At 40.0% G+C, this 21,906-nt stretch carries 19 protein-coding genes and 3 pseudogenes; 9 read left to right on the forward strand and 13 right to left on the reverse strand.

The window, feature by feature from the left end:
- Positions 1-7: 7 nt before the first annotated feature.
- Together RB214_RS09595 and RB214_RS09600 are read right to left on the reverse strand one after the other, a co-directional pair.
- A complete protein-coding gene (locus RB214_RS09595; protein WP_309166402.1) occupies positions 8-676 on the reverse strand; it encodes a DUF2987 domain-containing protein in 669 nt (222 codons plus the stop codon).
- On the reverse strand, positions 669-1,475 hold the full coding sequence (locus RB214_RS09600; RefSeq protein WP_309166403.1) for a glucosaminidase domain-containing protein: 807 nt from the start codon (positions 1,473-1,475) through the stop codon (positions 669-671). Before RB214_RS09600 ends, RB214_RS09595 begins: the two co-directional genes overlap by 8 nt.
- A gap of 248 nt (positions 1,476-1,723) precedes the next feature.
- Between RB214_RS09600 and RB214_RS09605 the strand changes: the two genes are divergently transcribed.
- Positions 1,724-3,016 carry an anti-phage deoxyguanosine triphosphatase gene (locus tag RB214_RS09605; RefSeq protein ID WP_309166404.1) on the forward strand — a complete coding sequence of 431 codons (1,293 nt, stop codon included), beginning with the start codon at positions 1,724-1,726 and terminating at the stop codon, positions 3,014-3,016.
- Positions 3,017-3,120: 104 nt separating this feature from the next.
- Here the strand turns inward: RB214_RS09605 and RB214_RS09610 are convergent, their stop codons facing one another.
- Positions 3,121-5,277, reverse strand: a complete 2,157-nt coding sequence (locus tag RB214_RS09610) for a prolyl oligopeptidase family serine peptidase (RefSeq protein WP_309166406.1) — start codon at positions 5,275-5,277, stop codon at positions 3,121-3,123.
- 163 nt (positions 5,278-5,440) lie between these two features.
- On the opposite strand from RB214_RS09610, the gene RB214_RS09615 reads away from it, so the two are divergent.
- Both RB214_RS09615 and RB214_RS09620 read left to right on the forward strand, forming a co-directional pair.
- The gene (locus RB214_RS09615; protein WP_039488198.1) at positions 5,441-5,755 is read left to right on the forward strand and encodes a DUF962 domain-containing protein; all 315 of its coding nucleotides are present in this window, start codon (positions 5,441-5,443) and stop codon (positions 5,753-5,755) included.
- 716 nt (positions 5,756-6,471) lie between these two features.
- Positions 6,472-9,054: a TonB-dependent receptor gene (locus RB214_RS09620; protein WP_309166410.1), complete on the forward strand. Its 2,583-nt coding sequence runs from the start codon at positions 6,472-6,474 to the stop codon at positions 9,052-9,054.
- 81 nt (positions 9,055-9,135) lie between these two features.
- Here the strand turns inward: RB214_RS09620 and RB214_RS09625 are convergent, their stop codons facing one another.
- The 3 genes from RB214_RS09625 to RB214_RS09635 all read right to left on the reverse strand — a co-directional run bounded on the left by RB214_RS09625 (position 9,136) and on the right by RB214_RS09635 (position 12,430).
- Positions 9,136-10,131, reverse strand: a complete 996-nt coding sequence (locus RB214_RS09625; RefSeq protein WP_002959777.1) for a branched-chain amino acid aminotransferase — start codon at positions 10,129-10,131, stop codon at positions 9,136-9,138.
- 206 nt (positions 10,132-10,337) lie between these two features.
- On the reverse strand, positions 10,338-11,390 hold the full coding sequence (locus RB214_RS09630) for an acyl-CoA desaturase (protein WP_309166412.1): 1,053 nt from the start codon (positions 11,388-11,390) through the stop codon (positions 10,338-10,340).
- A complete protein-coding gene (locus RB214_RS09635; RefSeq protein ID WP_309166414.1) occupies positions 11,387-12,430 on the reverse strand; it encodes an iron-sulfur cluster-binding domain-containing protein in 1,044 nt (347 codons plus the stop codon). The genes RB214_RS09630 and RB214_RS09635 overlap by 4 nt, the downstream gene beginning before the upstream one ends.
- Before the next feature lie 265 nt (positions 12,431-12,695).
- On the opposite strand from RB214_RS09635, the gene RB214_RS09640 reads away from it, so the two are divergent.
- From RB214_RS09640 to RB214_RS09650, 3 genes are all read left to right on the forward strand, one after another.
- Complete coding sequence (locus RB214_RS09640) at positions 12,696-13,871, forward strand: PQQ-dependent sugar dehydrogenase (RefSeq protein WP_309166415.1); 1,176 nt, start codon at positions 12,696-12,698, stop codon at positions 13,869-13,871.
- Between the two features lie 151 nt (positions 13,872-14,022).
- Positions 14,023-14,202: a DUF6435 family protein gene (locus RB214_RS09645; RefSeq protein ID WP_007375469.1), complete on the forward strand. Its 180-nt coding sequence runs from the start codon at positions 14,023-14,025 to the stop codon at positions 14,200-14,202.
- A gap of 562 nt (positions 14,203-14,764) precedes the next feature.
- Positions 14,765-15,766 carry a DUF4917 family protein gene (locus RB214_RS09650; RefSeq protein WP_309166424.1) on the forward strand — a complete coding sequence of 334 codons (1,002 nt, stop codon included), beginning with the start codon at positions 14,765-14,767 and terminating at the stop codon, positions 15,764-15,766.
- A gap of 49 nt (positions 15,767-15,815) precedes the next feature.
- Here RB214_RS09650 and RB214_RS09655 read toward each other — a convergent pair whose 3' ends face one another.
- Together RB214_RS09655 and RB214_RS09660 are read right to left on the reverse strand one after the other, a co-directional pair.
- Positions 15,816-16,256 (reverse strand): GNAT family N-acetyltransferase, encoded by a 441-nt coding sequence (locus RB214_RS09655; protein WP_309166426.1) that lies wholly within the window; start codon positions 16,254-16,256, stop codon positions 15,816-15,818.
- A 52-nt stretch (positions 16,257-16,308) separates the two neighbouring features.
- Positions 16,309-16,620: pseudogene (locus RB214_RS09660) on the reverse strand (DUF2238 domain-containing protein); the annotation flags it as partial.
- Positions 16,621-16,698: 78 nt separating this feature from the next.
- On the opposite strand from RB214_RS09660, the gene RB214_RS09665 reads away from it, so the two are divergent.
- From RB214_RS09665 to RB214_RS09675, 3 genes and pseudogenes are all read left to right on the forward strand, one after another.
- The gene (locus tag RB214_RS09665; RefSeq protein WP_024596032.1) at positions 16,699-16,995 is read left to right on the forward strand and encodes a hypothetical protein; all 297 of its coding nucleotides are present in this window, start codon (positions 16,699-16,701) and stop codon (positions 16,993-16,995) included.
- Positions 16,992-17,345, forward strand: a complete 354-nt coding sequence (tnpB, locus tag RB214_RS09670; RefSeq protein WP_024596033.1) for an IS66 family insertion sequence element accessory protein TnpB — start codon at positions 16,992-16,994, stop codon at positions 17,343-17,345. Before RB214_RS09665 ends, tnpB begins: the two co-directional genes overlap by 4 nt.
- Positions 17,346-17,415: 70 nt before the next feature.
- Positions 17,416-18,939: pseudogene (locus tag RB214_RS09675) on the forward strand (IS66 family transposase).
- Between the two features lie 20 nt (positions 18,940-18,959).
- On the opposite strand, the pseudogene RB214_RS09680 reads toward RB214_RS09675, so the two are convergent.
- The 5 genes and pseudogenes from RB214_RS09680 to RB214_RS09700 all read right to left on the reverse strand — a co-directional run.
- Positions 18,960-19,250 (reverse strand): annotated as a pseudogene (locus RB214_RS09680) (DUF2238 domain-containing protein); the annotation flags it as partial.
- A gap of 61 nt (positions 19,251-19,311) precedes the next feature.
- Positions 19,312-20,103 (reverse strand): SDR family oxidoreductase, encoded by a 792-nt coding sequence (locus RB214_RS09685; RefSeq protein WP_309166433.1) that lies wholly within the window; start codon positions 20,101-20,103, stop codon positions 19,312-19,314.
- Between the two features lie 59 nt (positions 20,104-20,162).
- Positions 20,163-20,666 carry a DUF962 domain-containing protein gene (locus tag RB214_RS09690; RefSeq protein ID WP_188161523.1) on the reverse strand — a complete coding sequence of 168 codons (504 nt, stop codon included), beginning with the start codon at positions 20,664-20,666 and terminating at the stop codon, positions 20,163-20,165.
- 84 nt (positions 20,667-20,750) lie between these two features.
- Positions 20,751-21,158, reverse strand: a complete 408-nt coding sequence (locus RB214_RS09695; protein WP_309166436.1) for a hypothetical protein — start codon at positions 21,156-21,158, stop codon at positions 20,751-20,753.
- A gap of 71 nt (positions 21,159-21,229) precedes the next feature.
- Entirely contained in the window at positions 21,230-21,904 is a 675-nt protein-coding gene (locus RB214_RS09700; protein WP_309166438.1) for a Crp/Fnr family transcriptional regulator, read from the reverse strand.
- Positions 21,905-21,906 lie beyond the last annotated feature (2 nt).

Raw genomic sequence — 21,906 nt, forward strand, 5'->3', positions numbered from 1 at the left:
ATGTGGGCTACTTAACAATCCAAGGCGTTACTTTAATAACCTGCGATATATCGCCAAGTGACGCGGTATCATCTTCCCAGTTATCTTCAACCGCAAAATAACACACAGACTTTTCGCACGTTATGCTCTTATCGTCAAATTGCATTGGGCTTTTAAATGTAACTGCTACGCCCTTTTGCTCTGGTAATAAAAACCACATTAATTTACTTACAAAAAAGCCCGACAAATCAGTTAATAGCTCATCAAGTTCTTCGTTAATGGTATATAACGACTGCTTTGAAAACGTTAAATCTTCAAGTTCGTTTGCTTCTATTTGAAGTTTTAATTGGCAATCATGATCTGGATTTTGTGGCTGCACCACAATAACAGCTTTATCTGTATCAAGTTGCTTATCGAACGGTAATAGTAGCTGTGCTTTATCGGTAAAGTTAAGTGGGTACTCGTTTCTTTCAGTTAAAATAGTGCCGCTTTTAATGGCACATGCTTCGTTAGTTGCTATATCACTTATATAAAAATTAACTCGCGCATATTGAAAGTCGCCTTTGTTAACAACTTTTAATCGGTCATAAAAACCGTCATACGACATCACAAATTCTCTAGCATTAACATTAAATGCACTTATGCCCAGCAGCACTAACGCAATGGCGATGGTGCAATTAAAAATGTATTTATTCATCAAAGTAGGCTCTATTTTGGCTAATCATCGTGTTTAGCTCTTCTATATACGCTTCACCGCGCTCAGAGTAAGACATTAAACCATGTGTAAGTTCAGTCGCTAAAATTGGTTTTTGCTCAAGACGTAAGTTTTCACGTATTGCGCGCAAATCTTTATAAGCAGGATGCGTATTTATGTTTTTAAAGTAAGAGTTAATAGCAGCTCTTACCGATTTAAACGCAGCAACTTCGTGTGCCGCTCCAGTATTACGGCGTTTTGGTACCATGCCACAACCTTTTGTGTAACACCACTGACCAAAAAAGTTAAGGCCAATACGTGCAAAACGCGATGTGCCCCACGCAGATTCATTCGCAGCTTGCATAAGCGCTAATTCTTTAGGAATTATATCAACACGGCGTAGTGCTTGCGTAAGTATTAGCGTATCAATGGTGGTTGGTAAGCCGTACGACTTTAATATTGCTGCAATATCTTTGCTTTGCTTTTTTTCTAAAGGTAATTCGTTTTGTAGCATCATGCGTGCTATTTCAAGCTTAGCGCGTTGCTGTAATATTTTTTTGTTTTCGGCTTCAACGTGCGGACGAATAAAGCTAAAAAATGCATGTTTTTTTTCTTTAACATCACTAAATTCTGAAAACTTTGGCAGTTTTACATTATGTAATGGTTTTTCTTTTTTCTTCACTTTTTTTGGTTGTTCTGACGTTTGTTCATCTGGCTCAACATCGTCACTTTGTATAAACGGGTAAGCAAGCGCCCATACAAAAAACACGGTTAGTAAAAGCTTAAAAATCGTTTTTAACATGTATTCTCTCTTTGAAACAACAACTATGCATGGTTAATACACAAGCATACGAAGGCGCATTATACCTAAGCCACTTTATAAACGCGAATAACTGGGGTTTGATGACCTTTTACGGTTGAATTTTCAGCAATGTATTTGGGTTTTAGATAAAACAGAGCCTATGTAGTGCATTTGTTCATTCGCAATTTATAAGTCCATGGGTATACTGAGCAAAGTTTAATAATATTAACTATGTGTGAGTAAGCAGTATGGATAAACAATGGCAAAGCCGAATAATAGAGCAATATAAACATCGCCCTAACGATAACCGCTCGCCGTGGCAGGTCGATCGTTCGCGCATTATTCATGCCGCTGCATTTAGACGTTTGCAAGCTAAAACCCAAATTATGGGTATTGGCCTAAACGACTTTTACCGCACTCGCCTTACCCACTCTTTAGAAGTATCGCAAATTGGTACCGGCATATTGCGCCATTTAAAAGCGCAACATAGCGACTTTACGCACTTTCCATCAACTGGGCTGCTAGAAACACTGTGTTTAGCGCACGATATTGGCCATCCACCCTTTGGCCATGGTGGCGAAATAGCGCTAAATTACATGATGCGCGATCACGGTGGTTTTGAAGGTAACGCACAAACACTGCGCATAGTTGCAAAACTTGAGCCCTATAGTAATGGGCACGGTATGAACCTAACTCGTCGTACTTTATTAGGTTTTATAAAATACCCCGCGTTTATTAATACGCTTTGGCATACCATTCCCGATGCCACAACCGGTCGTGCATTTATAAAAGCGGATGATTGGCGACCTGCCAAAGGGTTATACAACGACGATGCAGCCATATTCAATTGGATAGTAGAACCACTTCGTCAAAACGATAAAACATTGTTAGGTAACCACGCTGCTATTGATAAGTACCGCGCTAAAACAACGTATAAATCGCTCGACAGCGCCATAATGGAACATGCCGACGATATAGCATACGCGGTACACGACTTAGAAGATGCCATTGCAACCCATGTACTTACGCTAGACGATTGGCAAACTCATGCTCTACCTCATTTAAAAGCACTAAATTTTGACTGGTTAAACACCATGCTTGAGTCGCTCACGAAGCGTTTGTTTTCAAAAAATGATTATGAGCGAAAAGATGCCATAGGTGAGCTGGTTAATACCTTTATTATTCATATACATTTAGATATACAAAACGATGACTTTGAATGCCCTATTTTAAAGTACACCGCTAAATTAGATGCCCAATACGACAGTGTATTGCAAATACTTAAGCATTTTGTGTTTCAACGTTTAATACGCGACCCCGAAATGCAGCAAATAGAATTTAAAGGTCAAAATTTGCTAATAGAGTTATTTACCGCTTTTGCTAGCGATCCGCTGCGTTTATTGCCCGAAACAACACAAGCACAATACATAGAAGCGCAAAAGCAAAACCAAGGGATGCGTATAATTTGCGATTATTTGAGCGGAATGACCGACGAATACGCTTATAAAACGTATCAACGATTGTTTTCACCTATGCAGTAGCTAACTGCTAACTGCTAACTGCTAACATTGAAAAGGCCGAGTAAATTTAATTTACTCGGCCTTTTTGCTCAGCTATTAAAGTTAGCTATTTTGTTAAAGCGCTTTTATAACGACTCTACGCCCATGTTATATAGCGTAAAACCAAATATATCAGCGTACTGCTCAATTGTTTTACTCGTTGGTGTACCTGCGCCATGCCCCGCATTTGTTTCTATACGAATAAGCGTTGGATTATTACCCGTTTGCTTTGCTTGAAGCTCAGCGGCAAACTTAAACGAATGCGAAGGGACAACGCGGTCATCATGATCGCCAGTTGTGATCATAGTAGCTGGATACTCAACACCTGCTTTTACATTATGAAGTGGTGAATAACCTTTAATGTATTCAAACATTTCTTTGCTTTGCTCACTGGTACCGTAGTCGTATGCCCAACCAGCGCCCGCAGTAAATGTATGGTAGCGCAGCATATCAAGTACGCCTACAGCAGGTAGAGCCACTTGAAATAAGTCTGGGCGCTGCGTCATCACTGCGCCAACTAACAAACCACCATTAGAGCCACCGCGAAGTGCTAAGCGTTTTTTAGAGGTGTACTTTTTATCTTTTAAGTACTCAGCCGCCGCTATAAAGTCGTCAAACACATTTTGCTTTTGCAATTTAGTGCCTGCATTATGCCAGTCTTTACCGTACTCACCGCCACCGCGAATATTAGCAACGGCGTATACACCACCTTGCTCAAGCCATACTGCATTAACGGGGCTAAAGCTTGGCGTTAAACTAATATTAAAACCACCGTAACCGTATAAAATTGTAGGGTTTGAACCATCAAGCTTAATGCCTGTTTTATAGGTAATTACCATCGGTATTTTAGTACCGTCTTTTGATGTGTAAAACACCTGCTCAGACGTGTAATCATCACTATTAAAATCAATAGCCGACTTACGATAAACACCCGATTCACCCGTAGTTACGTCAAACGTATAAGTAGTACCTGGTGTTTTGTAGTTAGTGAACGAATAATAAAGCGTTGTTTGATCTTTTTTGCCGCCAAAACCACGTGCTGTACCTACGCCTGGCAATGTAATTTCGCGAATTAGCTCGCCTTTTTTGTTGTACTGTTTTACCTGCGAAATCGCATCAACCATGTAGTTTGCAAAAAAGGTATCGCCGCCTTTTGTAAGGTTTAGTACGTTTTTGGTTTCAGGAATTAAATCAACCCAATTTTCTGGGCTCGGGTTGCTTGCATCAACCGTCACTACTTTTTTGTTCGGTGCATTAAGATTAGTAACTAAAAACAGCTTGCTGCCTTCGTTATCAATCACTGATGTATCTGAATCAGTATTTCCAACAACCGTTACAAACTCACTGTTTTTCTTTGTTAAGTCCTTTATAAACAGCTTATTGCCTGAAGTAGACGTACTAGCTGAAATAAGTAGGTAGCGGCCGTCATGAGTTACATCAGCGCCTACATAGCGATGTTTTTGCTCATCAGTTTCACCAAATACAACACTATCTTCAGATTGTGCAGTACCTAACTTATGGTAATACGCTTTATGCTGATCTGTTTTAGCCGAAAGTTCACTGCCTTTAGGTTTTTCGTAACTTGAATAATAAAAACCTTCGTTGCCAAGCCACTCTATGCCACTAAATTTAACGTCAACAAGCGCTTCTTCAACTTGCTCTTTAGTATGTGCATCAATAACTATAATTTTACGCCAATCGCTGCCACCTTCAGATATTTGATATGCGAGCAATGAACCATCTTTTGAAAACGATAAACCCGACATAGACGTCGTACCATCTTCACTAAACTTGTTTGGATCTAAAAATACTTCAACGTCGCCGCCATCTTTACTGCGGTACAAAACATATTGATTTTGCAGACCATCGTTTTTATAAAAATAGGTGTAATCACCTTCAGTAAAAGGAGGGCCTATTTTTTCGTAATTCATTAGTTTTTCAAGGCGCTGCTTTAACTTATCGCGATAAGGGATTTGTTCTAAATAAGAAAACGTTAAATTGTTTTGCGTTTTAACCCAATCGGCAGTTTCATCGCTCATATCATCTTCAAGCCAACGATATGGGTCGCTAACCGCTTCTTCAAAGTAGGTATCTACTACATCGCCTTTTTTTGTTTCTGGGTATATAACTGCGTTAACTTGCTTCATAGGTGCTTTTACTTCTTCTTGAGTTACCGTATTAGTTGGCTCTGAACAGCCGCTAAGCGCTACAATTACAGCACACGCTAGAGTATGTTTAAACATCCTGAGTTCCATTCTTATTTATTAATAGTGCGACTAAGTTATTAACTTTTAGCCCTTTTGTCTATTTAGATGCGTTAAGCGCCATTTATCGCTGTAAACAAATGTAAACTTACGCTTTAATAGCACTACCCTCATAAAATAAAAAACAATAAAAGAGCACACTATGCAAAGTACAAACCCCACGTTTAAAAGCTTTAAAGCTTTCTATCCTTATTATTTAAAAGAGCACAGCAACGTGACTTGCCGCCGCTTACATTTTATAGGAAGCACCCTCGTTCTTGCTGTAATCGCAATAGCATTATTAAAACAACACTACAGTTTATTGTGGCTATTACCTGTTATTGGATATGGGTTTGCGTGGGTCGGACATTTCTTTTTTGAAAAAAACCGCCCTGCTACTTTTAAACACCCTTTTTACAGTTTGTGGGGAGATTGGGTAATGTTTAAAGATATGCTTGTTGGAAAAATTAAATTTTAACACTATTTTTAGCATTCTTTTTTATACCAATTACTTATAAAAACAAAATTGCTTCATGCTTTAAAGTATAGGTTCTAATAAGTAGTACATAATTTATAACACACCCATTAAATGTTAATTCAGTTAACATTTAATGGGTGTGTTTTTGTTTTATATTTTCAAAAATATTTATAGCTCAACAGTTGTTTATTGCCAGCCCAATAAAAACGGCTTCCTACTCATGATTAGTTAAACCTACCAACCTCATCTTACCAGTTAACTAAACGTTAAATTTAATTTTTAAATATAATTCACTATTCATCAATTACTTAGCAATTACCTTCGCTATATAACTAAAACAATGGTCATTATAAAAAACAGCCAAATGTAATTATAAAAACCCTTAAATTAATTGAATGTTATTCAATTGACTGGCTTTGTTAATTAAGTATATGTTCAAGGTAACAAAAAAGTTTATACCAATCCGCTTAATTAAGTGATCTATTTTGAGGATGGAAAAACGTGTTGATAGCTAGGCAAAAAATTCGCTATTTAGTTGCTCTCGGCAATTGCTCCTGCATTGCTCTACCTTCTGCATCCATGCAGTCGTAAATGAGAGTTTTTTAACGCAGGTAACGGCACGTTTAGCCCCTAAAAATGATTAAGTATTATTGCGGGTTGGTATTAATCTTATTGTTCAAAACTAAAATAATTCAATGGGTATGGGGAAATACAGCATGAATAGAAAACCGTTATTTAAATTACAGCAGTCGGTACCACAAATATTACTCGCCATGAGTGCATCAGCTGCGCTACTTGGTTCGCTCTCAGTAAATGCTGCAGAGCAAGACACCAAAGCAGAAGAAAACATCGAACAAATAAGCGTAATTGGCTCTCGCCGATTAGGCCGTACAGTAGAAGACAGCGCAGTACCCATCGATATAATTGGTGCAGATGCACTTAAAAATTCAGGCTTTACTGAAACGAATGCCCTGCTTAGCAGTTTATTACCCAGCTTTAACTTCCCACAAGCATCACTTACTGATGGCAGCGACCATGTACGCCCCGCTCAGCTTCGTGGCTTAGCACCCGATCACACCTTAGTGCTTGTTAATGGTAAGCGCCGCCACAGCAACGCATTACTTAACTTAAATGGCTCAACGGGTCGTGGTTCATCATCGGTTGACTTAAATGCGATACCAGCAAATGCTATTGCCCGTATAGAAGTACTACGCGATGGTGCAGCAGCGCAATATGGCTCTGATGCTATAGCTGGTGTTATTAATATTGTACTTAAAAGTGCCAGCAGCGGTGGTTCAGTTGCGGCTATATATGGTGCTAACGTAACCGAAATGGACGGTGTACCACAGCTTAAATCAGTATCTGAAGGCAGTGATGGTAATTTAGCCTTTACCGAAGGGGGCGATCGCTCTTTAACCGATGGTCAAACATTAACGCTGCAAGGTAATATAGGGTTTGAGCTTGGTGATAATGGCTTTTTAAACATCTCAACAGAATACCGCGACCGCCATTCAACTAACCGCTCAGACTACGATAACCGTGAAAACTACGCACGCATAGATGACGGTTCAGTAGATGGCGCGCTTGACCCACGTGAACTTACCGTAAATCGGTATAACCATAACTTTGGTAATGGCGATGTTGAAGATTTTTCAATGTTTTATAACGCAGGTTACCAGTTAACAAACGAAGTCGATTTATATTCGTTTGGCTCTTACAGCAAACGTGAAGGCGAAGGCGGCGGGTTTTATCGCCGTGCAAGCGATAACCGTAATATAGAAGAAGTGTACCCTGATGGCTTTTTACCTGTTATTACCTCAGACATAGATGACTTTTCACTGGCACTTGGCGCTAAAGGTTTTTTAAGTGAATGGAATTACGATGTATCGGCCGTATATGGTCAAGATGCATTTGAGTTTGGTGTTATAAATAGCTTAAATACCTCATATGGCCCTACTAGCCAAACAAGCTTTGATGCAGGAACACTTACCTACGATCAACTTACTTTAAACGTTGATTTTAGCCGCGAGGTAGACGTCAGCTTTTTAGAAAGCTCTGTAAACGTAGCTGTAGGTGCTGAGTATCGCCGCGAAGGATACCAAATAGATGCAGGCGAAGAAGCTTCATACGCACAAGGCACATTTGGCCCAGGAGGCGCAGTAACCGACCCAGTTGATGGCCCATTTGGCGCAGCGGGCGCACAAGTATTCCCGGGGTTTACACCCGAATCAGAGGGCGATAATAGCCGCCACAACGTGAGCTTATATATAGACCTTGAAACCTACCTAACCGACGATTGGAATTTAGCGGTTGCCGCCCGTTATGAAGATTACTCGGACTTTGGCGATACACTTAACGGTAAAATTGCGACTCGTTATTCATTAACTGAAGACCTAGCACTACGCGCCTCTGTATCTACTGGTTTTAGAGCACCTTCTTTGCAGCAGCAATACTTTACCTCAGTAGCCACTGTATTTGTTGATGGCGAACCAACCGAAACAGGTACCTTTGCACCAAGCAGCGATGTAGCAAAAGCACTGGGCTCACCGGGTCTTGATGCCGAGGAAGCAACAAACTACGGCGTTGGTTTTACATGGTCTACCGACTTTAATTTCAGCTTGTCGGTTGATTACTACCAAATATTAATTGATGACCGCATTGTGTTATCAAACAACTTATCGGGTGCTGCTATTGCCGATTTACTTCAAGGCACAGGCGCTAACCAAGGTCGTTTCTTCTTAAATGCAATTGACAGTAAAACCCGTGGTGTTGATGTGGTTGCCTCTTATAATGTAGCAACTGATGGTTACGGCGATTTAGCCTTTAACCTAGGTTATAACTACGGCAAAAATGAAGTAACAAATATTATCGACCCACCAGCAGAGCTTCAAGGTGCAGGGTTTGATCAAGACAACTTGTTCTCAGGCACTGAGCTGCGTCGTTTTGAAGTAAGCACACCGCGTAATAAGTACAACTTAAGCGCAACATGGACAAACGACGACATACGTACAACGCTTAGAACAACGCGTTACGGTGAAACTCAAGACCCTTCAGATATCCCAGAACGTAACGAAGTGCTTAAGCCTAAATGGATAACCGACTTAGATGTAGCCTACTCGCTTAGTGAAAACGTATCGCTGAGCTTAGGTGCTAATAACATTTTTGATGTTTACCCAGATGCAACCCGTGAAAATGTTGACGATGTAACCACCTTCTCACGTTTATTTGCTTACTCTAGCTTCTCGCCGTATGGATTTAACGGACGCTACGTGTACGGTAAAATAGAAATGAAGTTCTAAAAAGCACAGCTTAAAGTAACCAAATACACAAAAGCCACCGATTAGGTGGCTTTTTAATGCGAGTTGCTATTAAATCTATAATTAGATTTTAGTTAACCAGCCGTGCTTGTCTTCACTTTTACCCCATTGAATATCGTTCAATGCTTGGCGAAGGCGCGCAGTCGTTGGGCCTGGCTCGCCAGTACCTACTTTGTATTCTTTATCGTTATGAATAAACGTACCCACAGCAGTTAGTACAGCTGCAGTGCCCGAAAGCGCCGCTTCAGTACCTGGTTTAGCAGCACGCTCTAGTAGCTCAGTAACGCTAAAGTTACGCTCGCTTACCGTCATACCTAAATCTTTGGCTATGGTTAAAATACTATTACGCGTTACACCATGTAAAAACGTGCTATCAAGCGCTTTAGTAATAATTTCGTTGCCATCAATAAGTATAAAGTTAGCAGCACCGGTTTCTTGTACGTCGCCACCAGGGCAAAATAAAATTTGATCTGCTTGATACTTAGTTCGTGCAGCACTTATAGGTGCTAGAGCACTGGCGTAGTTACCACCACTTTTTACCATACCCATGTGCGGAGCGCAGCGCATGCCATCTTCTTCAAGCAATACGCGCAGTGCTGTTGCACCACCTGCAAAGTAATCACCTACTGGCGATAGTAACGTGTATAAAAGCGAGCTCATTGATGGCGCAGCTGCTTTACCAATTGCCGCCTCAGTACCAATGTGCGTTGGGCGAATATACATAGAGCCTGGTGGTAATGGCGTTTCATCTGCGTATTCACGCATAATATCGATAATCATCGTTTTTAGCATATCGCTGTCAAAACTCGGTAAGCTTAATAGCGCTGAGCTTTGTTGCATGCGTGCAATGTTTGCATCCATTCTAAAAAGATAAACAGAACCATCTTCATGGCGAAAGGCTTTTAAGCCTTCAAAACATGTACTTGAATAATGAAGAACGTGCGCACCAGCATGAAGTTCAAGTTTATCGGAAGGGACAATTGAGCTCTCGCTCCATTTATTATCAGAAAAACGAGCTTGAATCATCTGCGGCATAAACACGGTACCAAATGCGGCCATTTTAATCTCTCTTGTGTGGTCTATTTTCCTCCATTGTATGACAATCACACGCTATTTAACCATAGCTAAAGTAAGGCTTTTTTAATTAACTATGAGAAATTTTTGCAAGTGCTGTTTACTAATCAACCGTATTGAGTGCAATAAACAAAAAAATCGGTCAGTGTAGTTACACAGACCGATTTTTTCATTCGTTAATTAAAACATGTTTATTTAAACGAATATTTAATAATACGTTTTAACACCGACGTATACTGCCTAAAAAAACCACCCGTATGGTAATCAATACCGTGTTTTTTCAAAACAGCTTTTACTTGAGGCGCTACTTCTTGATATCGCGAAGACGGCATATCAGGAAATAAGTGATGCTCTATTTGGCAGCTCAAATGCCCCGTTAAAACATGAAACCAATGCGACCCTTTAATATTAGACGAGCCCAGGACTTGGCGATAATACCACTGCCCTTGCGTTTCGTTTACGCAGTCTTCTTGCTTAAAAGTTTGCGTTTCTTCAGTAAAGTGACCACAAAATATTATGGTCGACGTCCATAAATTACGGATTAAGTTTGCCACTAAATTACCCGCCAATACCCATAAAAATAAAGGGCCTGCAAGTAACGGAAATATCGCATAATCTTTAATTAACTGGCGAGCGCCTTTACTAAAAAAGCGCTGCTTTAATGTAGAGTGTGATACAAGCCCTTCGCGGTTTTCTTTCTTTTTACCAATAAAAACACGCTCTGCAGCCAACTCGTGATACGACACGCCCCACTGAAATAACACACTTAAATTAATATACGTAAAAAACTGCCATACATTTTTAAAGCGCCACTTAAAATCATCGCTTAAACGCAACAAGCCATAACCAAAGTCTCTGTCTTTACCAATAATATTAGTATAAGTATGGTGCTCAAAGTTATGAACGCGGTGCCAACTTTGTCCATCGCACGCTATGTCCCATTCATAATGCTGTGAGTTAAGTTGCTTGTCGTTCATCCAATCGTATTGACCATGCATTACATTGTGGCCAATTTCCATATTGTCTAAAATTTTAGCAAGTGCTAATAACAACACGCCTGCAACCCATAATAATGGCTGAATAAAACCAAGCATTAGCAAAATTCGCCCGCTCCATTCACACACTCGCTGTTTGCGTACAACAGAGCGAATATAGTCAGCATCTTGTTGGCCAACTTTGCCAAGGGTGTCCATTTTAATGGCATCTAGCTCGTTTGCGAGCATGTCGTAGTTAATGTTTTTCATAATTGTAACTCCAAATCACTAACAGGTTGGCTTACGCAAAGTTGTATTAATTGCTCGCCGTTGTCACTCAATTCACCTGTTTTTAAATTACGTACCACGCCAGACTTTTTAATACATTGGCATTGATGGCAAATACCAATACCGCAACCGCGTTTAACGGGTAGCTTTTTTTCTTCAAACTGAGTCAGTAAAACATCGTTGCCCGATATAACATGGGCACTGGCGTTAATTTTTACATTAAATTGGCTATCGTCGTTTAAGCTAGGCAGCGCTAAACCAAAGGCTTCTTGGTAGTAATTTAGCTTATGCGTTTTAGCAAAATCGCTCACCGTTTGCATAAATGCTGCAGGACCACAGCAGTAAATATCTGGGTTTTCCCACGGCTTAATATTGCTGGTTATGTCGCTTGATTGCTCACGCGTTAATAATAAAAACGAAAAATGCTCAAACTGCGCTGCCAACTCACTTAGCTCATCAATACATTGATGCTCAGTGGCTTTTGCGTAATACACTAACGAGACTTTTTGCGTTGTTTGGCTTAAGTAATCATCAAGCATAGCTAGCATAGGTGTTATACCCGAGCCGCCTGCAATAAAAGTGACTGGCGTGTGTGTATTTTTGAATACAAAGTCGCCACTTGGCGCAGAAATATTACACCACAAACCCGCTTTTAATGCGCTGCTGAGTAAGCCAGTAAAGCGCCCTTGCGCATTTGTTTTGATTAGTAAGCGCACTAAACCTGTATTTTTAAATTGCTGAGCGCTTGAAGCCACGGTAAAAACGCGTGTTAATAATCGCCCATTAATTTCAACCGTTAAACTTATATGCTGCCCTGACGTATGCGCCTGCCATTGTTTGCTTGGCTTAAGTAGCACACTTACAAAACCGCCATCAAGCACAGCTGTACTAACTACTTGCGCCCTAAACTGCCCTGCACGCCACGTAGGTTTAAACACCTGCATTACGGGCTCTATGTAGCCTGCAAAACTTTGATGGTGTAAAAACCATTTTGAAAATTGGTTTAATACTTGAGTCATCATGGTTAAATCTCTATCAAATCTTAATTATTTTGAACTTACACGTGTACGCCCAAACTTCAGCGCACAAATGTACGCTCAAATTTTAAGTTTTCAACCCCAATAGAGTAATTATTCAATTTTTATTAGCGCAATTTGCTTAAACAATTTCTGTTAGGAGATAATTTTAAAATATGTAAGTGTGCATTTTTCATTCAACTCAACACTTAACAAATTTATTTATGCCATGATAAGGTTATGTAAGATTGGATTAATTTTGGAAGCCATAATGATAAATTTAAGGTCACATAACACACTCCCTAAACTAATAATTACGGGCTTAGCCGTTGCTATATTTGCTACTAACGCACCCGCGCATGCAAAAAGCGATTACGTAAAAAACTATAAACAGCTCGATACTTTATCGCTTAGCGTTAACGCAGTAACAGCGGCAGAAGGTGTAGTTATACCTTGGGCTATTGAGCCTTTAGCTAATGGTGATTTACTAATATCTGAGCGCAGTGGAGCGTTATTTTTATTACCTAAAAATACCACTAAATTAACTAAGGTCTCTGGATTGCCTGACATTGACGCTAATGGCCAAGGTGGATTACTTGATTTAGCACTACACACCGATAGCAAGCAAAACCAATGGCTGTACTTTAGTTACTCAAGTAGTGAGGGCAAAGAAAGCGGAAGTAACACCGCCCTAATGCGCGCCAAGCTAAATAGCGATCATACGCAGTTGTCTGATCAGCAATTGCTATACAAAGGCGAGCATAATAGTACCAAAGGCCAGCACTACGGCAGCCGTATTGTGTTTGATGATGAAGGTTATGTTTATTTTTCAATTGGCGATCGCGGCTCCCGCGACATAAACCCGCAAGATCTCACGCGTGATGGCGGTAAAATTTATCGCTTACACGAAAATGGTAATATCCTAAGTGATAATCCGTTTGTTAAACAAAAAGATGCAAAACATGCGGTATGGTCTTATGGACATCGTAACCCACAAGGCATGTGGTTTAATAATCAAAACAATATTTTATGGTCTCACGAGCACGGACCACGCGGCGGCGATGAACTTAATATAATAAAAAAAGGCGCTAACTACGGATGGCCTTTAGTAAGCTATGGCGTTAACTACAGCGGTACCAAGTTTACCGACCTTAAAGAAAAAGACGGCATGCAATCGCCCGTATTACATTGGACCCCTTCAATTGCCCCTTCCGATATGTTGTATGTAACGAGTGATAAATACCCAAAGCTTAAAGGTAAGCTATTACTAGCATCAATGAAATTTGCATTCATTAGCGCACTAGAGCTCTCAAAAGGTAAGGTTGTTAAGCAATATAAAATACTCGATGGAATTGGCAGAGTACGCAGCTTAGCCCAAGGCAGTGATGGTTTTATTTATTTAGGTATTGATGGGCAAGGTATTAAACGCCTAGAGCCAGAAACGTAAGCACTAGAACTAGCACACAGTACGCAAAATTACACCGTGTTTACTTTGCGCTTTTAAAGCGCAAAGTAAACATTTTCACCAAACAAAGAACTATTAAGCCCATTAATGCGTACACTAATTACATATAATTTAATAAATTAAGAGAATACTAATGTTTTCATTTTTAAAGCCTGATCCCGTAAAAAAACTGCGTAAAGAATACGACGTAAAACTAGAGCAAGGCATGCAGGCACAAAGAAAAGGCGACATTAAAAGCTTTGCCATGTTAAGTGCAGAAGCCGAAAAAATCTGGAGTGAAATAGAAACTCTAGAGGCTAAAAAAGCCAAGTGAATAAATCGTAAATTCGTATTGCACCTATTTATGCAGACCCAGTATTTATTGATTTCCCCCACCGCAAAGAATTAGGATAGCACCCATCCTAATTTTTACTGAAAAAACCAATAAAAACAGTGTAAAGCGTAATTTATTATAAATGATAAATTACGCAAAAAACTCAGTAGAAATTAAACATGACTCGACTTTCAAACCGTAAACACACAGGTTGCTGGCGCACGGGCTAAGCCTAAATATTTCAAACACCGTAATTAAACTGCCACCCACTTTTATAAATTAAAAAATATAATTACTTTACCTTTGTTAATACTAATATTAAATCAGTGGTTAATAACTGCTCTACATACGAACAGTAATTGTTATTTTGTCCAATATTACTGATCTCCACCATTTTGGTGTATTCCTACACTAATAAAAACTGGCTAGGTGTTATCTATTTATTTACATGGAAGTCATCTCGTGGCAAAAATAGGTGCAATGTAATATATTGACATTTGTCGGTTTATAAAACGACAAATGTCGTATACAAAGTTGTTAAACGGTTAGGAGAAAGTCAACAATGCCATATGTAATTGAACAGTGGGCTGATATATCTGAAAGCTTTAATGATTCGGTATTACTAGGAAATGGAGCTTCAATTGGTATTGATAGAAGCTTTTCATATCCTTCGTTACAGCAACACGCAATCGATAATGGCTTGCTAACTCATCATGTTCAGCGCCTTTTTTCTCACTTTGATACTAATGATTTCGAGTTGATTTTGCGTCTTGTTTGGCAAGCAAACAGGGTTAACCTAGCATTAGAGATTACTGACAACGAGACCCAAAATGCATATGAGCATGTTCGTGACTGTTTGATCCAAGCTGTACGTAGTATTCATCCGGAGTATTGCGAAGTTGAAGAGCAATTTACAGATATCGCCTTATTTTTAAGCTCTTTTAAAACAGTACTTTCACTTAACTATGACTTATCTCTGTATTGGGTGATTATGCATGCAAACCGTGACTTCAATGGTCATTGCTTCAAAGACTGTTTCCTTCATGGTGAGTTTGATGAAGATTGGCAGAGATTTCGTGAATCAATAAGCCGATGGGACAGACGTAACACATTAATATTTTATCCGCATGGCAGTCTAATACTCGCTAGAAATGTTGTTGAGCAAGAGGAGAAGTTAGAAGCAGGAGGTGGTGATTTATTGCGTGCAATATTGCGCCAATGGGAGTCTGGAGAATACATACCTTTGTTCGTTAGTGAAGGTACTTCAAGTCAAAAGGTAAAAGCAATTCATAATAGTCACTATTTGAATACAGTTTATCGTGAGGTGTTACCCAAAGTAGGTAATAACCTGACAATCTATGGATGGGGTTTTGGTGAGCACGATATTCATATATTACGTCGTTTGGCTGAGTCTGGTGTTACTAGTGTAGCTATATCGGTTTTTGGTGCTGACCAAGGTTATTGCACTCGCGTCCATCAAATGATTCTAGATCACATAGGTAACGATGTTGAAGTAGTCTTTTTTGACTGTATGAGTCCGGGCGCTTGGAACAACGCCGCTTAACAAGAACATTAGACGGAATTTGCTCTTCCCCATTTAATAGGTATCACGATTATTTTTTACCATACACATTATCAGGATTTATTTGCATTAGTAGTGCGGGGTTATCTATTGGCTTAAACCCGTATTGTGTATAAAGGCTATGCGCATCAGAAGTTGCTAATAAAAAGCGCCTGAGCCCTTGCAGCTCAGGGTGCTCTACTATCGTTTTAATAAGTAACTTACTCAGCCCATTACCTTGCGAGTGCGGAGTAATAAATACATCGGCTAAATAGGCAAAGGTTGCTTTATCGGTCACTACTCGGGCAAAGCCAACTTGCTCGTTATGAGCGCTGTAAACACCAAAGCACATTGAGTTATCAATAGCTGATTGCATCACGCTTTTAGGAATGCCTTTGGCCCAATAGCTATTAGCAATAAAGTTATAAATAAGGTTAAAGTTAAGTTTGCTTTTGTCTGTGCTAATTGAGTAATCACTAGTGTTTGCGGTCATACGTTAGTAGTCTTTTTTACCAATGCTTTTATAAGCGTTTATATAACTTTTTCTATAAATAATCTTTAACGTTTTTTAGCTGTTTGTCGTGTACTTTTGAAAGCAATAACAATGAGCAAATAGCCCCAAATAACGCCAGTCCCATATCTGATTGGGTATCCCATACGTAACCTTGAGTGCCTAAAAACGCTTCTGCGTTTTCGCCGCTTAACACTGCAACCCACCACTCTATTAATTCGTAAAAGGCGCTAAATGCTAAACATACCGAAATAACAAATGTGATTAACCAGCCTCGACCATTTACTACTTTTTTGCGCAGTAAAATTTCGCGTGCTAGTAGTGCAGGTACAAACCCTTGAAAAAAGGTAAGCGTCCGAGCAACGACACCTAGCAGAGTGGATTTAATTAATAGAAAATATCGTCAGTTTCTACTGGAGGTATTATGCAAAAAAGAACCCTTAATGACTGGCAAAAATTGATTGAGCAGCAACAAACCAGCGGCTTATCTATTGTCGCATTTTGTAAAGAAAACATGTTACCCACTTCAAACTTTTATAAATATCGGTCTAAGTTACAAGACGCTGCAAAAGCACCTAAATTGGTGAAAGTGCAAAACAAAGCCATTCCCCATAAAGTGAATGCCTCAATCACGTTATCTCATGGTGAAACTCATTTAACTATACCAACCTCATCTGAGCCTACATGGGTGGCTAATTTAATAAAGGCGCTGCAAGCATGAACATGTTTATTGATGTGCCCGACGTGTACCTTTGCAATCAGTTTGTCGACTTCAGAAAATCCATTAATGGCTTAGCGGCCATTGTTGAAAGTGAACTCGAACTGTCAGTGCTATCCGGTGCCGTGTTTGTTTTTTGTAATAAAAGCCGAGATAAGCTGAAGATATTGTATTGGGATAACACAGGCTTTGCCCTGTGGTATAAACGCCTCGATAAGCACAAATTTAAATGGCCGAAAAACCTCAGCGCCGACACCCTAAACTTAACCGAGCAACAATTACACTGGTTATTATCTGGGTATGATGTCATAGGGCATCAACAAATCAACATCGAAAACGCTAGCATTATTTAGATCGTCGCGGGATCAATATTAACCATCGCATTAAGCTAGTTTACGGTAAAAAACATTATAAAATAGAAGGATGAATATTGATGTTAACCGCCTTCCAAACGATCCGGCGTTGCTTAAAAAGCTGTTGGTAGAGCACGCTGAAAAGTTAGCGCAAGCGACTGCGAGAAACCGGTATCTAGAGGAGCAATTCCGCCTAGCGCAACAAAAACAATTTGGTAAAAGTACCGAAGGCTTTGACGCACAAGGTGAATTGTTTAATGAAGCCGAAGACATCATTGAGCAACCTGATGAGCTTGCTACGCAAGAGATTAGCTACACACGCAAAACACCAAAGCGCAAACCATTACCCAAAGACTTACCCCGTGAGCAAGTGATTCATGACATTGCCGAAGAAGACAAGGTGTGTAACTGCTGTGGTAATGAGTTGCATAAAATGGGTGAAGACGTCAGCGAAAAGCTCGACTTCGTCCCCGCAAAGATAAAAGTCATTGAGCATATTCGCCCAAAGTACGCGTGTCGTGAATGTGATAAGTCAGGGTCGAATAACAGTATTAAACAAGCCAAGATGCCAAACATGGCCATCAACAAAGGCATGGCCACGTCCAGTTTATTAAGTCAAATCATCACCAGCAAATATCAATATGCACTGCCACTGCACAGACAAGAGTCGATGTTCAAGCAATACGGCATTGAGCTTAGCCGTAAAACCATGAGTGACTGGGTACTCGCATCCGCTACCTTGTTTGAACCGCTGATACAACGACTGAAACACGCGTTACTTAAACAGCCTGCGATACATGCCGATGAAACGACGGTCAATGTGGTCAACGCCGACAAAGTAAAAAGTTACATGTGGCTATATTGTACCGGCACGGATTCGCCATCGGCTATAAATAAACACAACCCAATACCAAACATTGTGCTTTACGACTATCAAAACAGTCGGGCAGCTTCCTGTGTGGTTAATTATCTGGATGGCTATTCGGGCTATTTACAGGTTGATGGTTATCAAGCGTATGCACAAACGCAATCAACACTCGTTGGTTGCTGGGCCCATGCACGTCGTAAATTTATAGAAGCAAAACACGTGCAGGGTTAAAACAAGACAGGCAAAGCCGACGTAGTCTTGAGTCTTATTCAAAAACTGTACGGCATTGAATCAAAACTCAACGATAAAACACCAGAACAAAAGCATGAAATAAGGCAAGAGCAAGCGAAACCTATTATCGATAAACTGCATAAATGGCTAGAGCAAAACCAGCCACGTTTAGTCGGGAAAACCAAGTTAGCAGAGGCAGCAACCTATCTCGCTAATCAATGGCATAAACTTATAGTTTACCTTGAAAATGGTCAGCTTAATATCGACAATAACCGCGCCGAGCGCGCTATCAAACCATTTGTTATTGGCCGTAAGAACTGGATGTTTAGCCAAACCTCACGCGGCGCAATAGCAAGCGCTCACCTATACAGCATCATCGAAACTGCAAGATCCAACGGCTTAACGCCATTTGATTACATCATGCATTGCCTCGATGAGCTTTGTCAGCCTGAGCCAGACATAGAACAATTATTGCCTTGGAATATCAATATCTAGGTGATGATCACCGGACGTTTACGAAAAAAGTGCCCTACTTTGTCGTAGTTATTACGCTCGCTACCAAATAGGTTGTCGAAAAAAGGGACTTCGGCGTAGGTGTAATGCCCGCCAATCATCAGCACTATGCAATGCGCTAAAATAAATGTATACAAAATAGGGGTAAGTTTAAAGTGGCTATAGGTACTTGCTAGCAGCACTAAACCAATAATTGCGGGGATAACTTCAAGCAGCCATGTAAATTGATCTTTTGGGTTAATACCAGACCAAATTAATACAATAAAAAACAGGCTCAGCCATAAATACTTCATTTAGAATCCTTTTCTAATTTGATCAAATTTACGGCATTTTACGCCTTTGAAATAAACGACGCTACCTATAGTTTGTTTTTGCGCTTAGCCTATTAAACAAAGTAGGAAAAAAGCGCTTAATTGTGGGCGCCCAACCACTTAAACCTTTGCCAATAATCACTTCGTCTTTTTTATCGCTAATGGCACGAATCATTTTTGAAGCCGCTACACTTACATCCATGCCATTTTCTATCGACTCTTCTGGTTTATTTTGCGCTATGCCTTGCTCGTTTAATGAGTTATGCGCAATTGCTGTTTTAATAGATCCTGGGCAAATTGTTAAACAATGAATATTATGTTGTGCTACTTCTGCACGTAGGCAATCCATAAAACCAACAACCGCATATTTAGAACCCGAGTAACCTGTTCTAAATTTTGAACCAACTTTACCCGCCACACTACTAATAGACACAATTGAGCCACTGCGCCTTGCCACCATAGTAGGCAAAACTGCTTTAGTAAGTGCAATTAAGCCAAAATAATTAACCTCCATTAATTGGCGATACACGTTAAAGTCGTTTTCTAAAAATAAGCTACGCTGCGATACGCCGCCGTTATTAATTAAAATATCTATTGCAGGAAGCTCGCTCATTTTTGCTGTTACTGTACTCAGTACCTGCTCTGGCTCGGCTAAGTCCAGCGGCACAACTAAGTGCCCTTCACCTTTAAGCGTTGCTTTTAAATCGTTTAGTTTATCTACATTGCGCGCCGATAAAATAACGCGCGCTCCAAGCTCAGCAAATTGTATAGCAAGCTCTTTACCAATACCTGATGATGCCCCGGTGATCCACACGGTTTTATTATTATATTGCATGCGTTATCTGCCTTTTATTGTTATTTATTAGGTTTTATTAAAGTACTTAGTAATGTATTTTACGCCTTTGTAGGGCCTGCTATTGCGTTTACTTCATCTTCTAATGTTTTGTAAAAGCCCATTAAAAATAGTAGTTCAACGGTTACGTACAAAGGGCCAATAATTAAACCAATTAGGTCATCTACAAACGCCGGTTTTTTACCTTCGTAATAGTGCCCAATAAACTGCAGTACCCAGCCAAATACAAACACACCTACGCCAATACTCAACCACGGCCAAAACGCCAATGCCGCAATAGGCTGAGCACCAACAAGGAGTAAAGTGAATATTACGGCCATAATAAAGCCAAGCGAAAAGCTCAGCATAAAATAATAAACAACCGACGCTAATACAAAAAGTTGTGCGCCATCAATTACTACGCTACCAAGGGGTATTTGAATACGCGCAAGTAAACACAACGCCGCAAATACAATGAGCGGAATACCAAAAAAGTGCGTTAGTACATTGCGCTTAGAACGATGATACAAACCATATTTACCAAGTTGCTGTTGAAGTGTTTTCATTGTTTTGCCTTTATTTTTATATATAAAACTTACTTTAGCAAAAGTAGACACAACAACAATGTCAGGTATCCGACATTTTGTAAATTAAACAAATGCAGAAATTATTTTACCCGGCTCATGCTCACCTTGCATATCCGTTCGCTCGCGCCCTTTTTGATACTCTTGCTCAAGCATTTTTTGAAGCTCATCAATTTTATCAGCAATTGCGCTAGGGTCTGCGCCCTCTCCTTGTAGCTCTTTAGTGAGTTCTTCTATTGTCGCTTTTAGCTCGTCTATTTTGTTTTTGTTTACACCTAAGCGCTGATAAACCAGCGCTTCTTGAGCACTTTCTAAAAACGTTGGTTCTTTAGGAGCTGAGGTTATGCCTTTAACATCATTTGTTTTTTCGTTAGGGAGGGTATTAGTTGCCGCAACTTCGCTTAGTCCTGCCGCTTTATTTAATGCAGGAGAGTTATAGTTACTATATTGATTTTTAAAGGTTATTGTAGTCATTAGCTCAAATCCATTGTTGCGTTACATTATCTGTAGCAATTTTGGTTCCAACTAAATAAAAAAGTCTCTATTTAAGCTTGTGTAGCACGCGCCTGTAACTTTTGTTTATCTAAAACAGTTATGCGTTGATACCCCAAACTAATGGCTTGTAGGCTAACAAGCTGTTGCAGTATTTGATTAATAGTTTGGCGCGTTAGGTAGATCATATCAGCAAGTTGCTGCTGAGATAAAACAAGCGGTGTTAAGTGCTCTGTATGTTCGCTAAGCATTAAAAGTCGATTGCATACTTTTTGCTCAGCGCTTAGTAATGCGTGATCTTCCATTGAGGTAAACATTAGGCGTAATTTTTGTGCCAACAATAAACCAAACTCTTGCCAATATTGTGGCTGTTCGTTTAATAGCTGTTCAAGCTCGCGTTGGGGCACGTAAAAAAGCACAACATCAGTTTGTGCATATACATCATGAGTGCGCAGGCCACCATCAAACAAGGTAACTTCGCCAAACCACGGTGATGAATCAATAAAGCTCAATACGGCTTCTTTGCCTTCGTTACTTACGCCACTAATACGCACCACGCCGCTAAGCACTGCATAAATTCCATCGTGCTTATCACCTCGCAAAAATAATGATTGCTGAGCCTTTAGCGAGAGCGTTTTGCCCTGCATTAATAAAAAGCTTTTTAAATAAGCGCTACGGTTTTTAAACCAATGCCCTTGCTCTATTACGTTTTGCTGCTGTGGAGTCATTA

This window comes from Pseudoalteromonas sp. HL-AS1 (assembly GCF_031198785.1).
GTDB lineage: Bacteria > Pseudomonadota > Gammaproteobacteria > Enterobacterales > Alteromonadaceae > Pseudoalteromonas > Pseudoalteromonas distincta.